At 45.1% G+C, this 266-nt stretch carries 1 rRNA gene; it reads left to right on the top strand.

The window, feature by feature from the left end:
* Window positions 1-182: 182 nt before the first annotated feature.
* A 5S ribosomal RNA gene (gene rrf, locus EOPP23_RS21280) occupies window positions 183-266 on the top strand; the annotation flags it as partial.

Here is a 266-nt window from a genome sequence, read left to right on the forward strand (position 1 = left end):
TAACCAGTACTAATGACTCGAGAGGCTTGACCATATAACGCCAAAGCGATCTGTATGCCATGCACTAAGCAGAGCATGAGAGTGTAAAAGCAAGAATAAAGACGAAGCTTATTAAATAATGGATTCCATGAGTAGAGAGTTGATGCACTAAACAGCATGAACGCTTTACTCAACCAGTTTTGCCTGGTGACCATAGAGTGTTGGAACCACCCGATCCCATCCCGAACTCGGAAGTGAAACGATACATCGCCGATGGTAGTGTGGGG

Source organism: Endozoicomonas sp. OPT23 (genome assembly GCF_009653635.1).
Lineage (GTDB): Bacteria > Pseudomonadota > Gammaproteobacteria > Pseudomonadales > Endozoicomonadaceae > Endozoicomonas_A.